Source organism: Pseudomonas sp. SIMBA_067, assembly GCF_046534675.1.
In the GTDB taxonomy this organism is placed as follows: Bacteria; Pseudomonadota; Gammaproteobacteria; order Pseudomonadales; family Pseudomonadaceae; genus Aquipseudomonas; species Aquipseudomonas putida.
Genome location: NZ_JAWRYH010000342.1, coordinates 1 through 277 on the forward strand (window position 1 = coordinate 1; position 277 = coordinate 277).

At 59.6% G+C, this 277-nt stretch carries 1 protein-coding gene; it reads right to left on the reverse strand.

The window, feature by feature from the left end; all coding sequences use genetic code 11:
• Positions 1-44 precede the first annotated feature (44 nt).
• On the reverse strand, positions 45-277 hold a 233-nt coding region (locus SB765_RS29375), incomplete at its 5' end, for an acetyl-CoA hydrolase/transferase C-terminal domain-containing protein (protein ID WP_410932452.1).

A 277-nucleotide genomic window follows, 5' to 3' on the forward strand; every position in this document is an offset into this window, starting at 1 on the left:
CGAGCTGATGAAACTGTATTTGCATCAGCCCGGATCTGTACCAATCAAGCCTTGAGCATATGCCCGGTTTCTTCCAGGTTGATGTGCCAACTCAGTGCTTCGCGCAGGATGTGTGGAGTATGCCCACCGATTGCACAGGCCGCGTCGAAGTAGCGGTTGAGCGCATCGCGGTAGGCCGGGTGCACGCAATTGTCGATGATCACGCGGGCCCGTTCCCGCGGCGCGAGGCCGCGCAGGTCAGCCAGGCCGACTTCGGTTACCAGGATGTCGACATCAT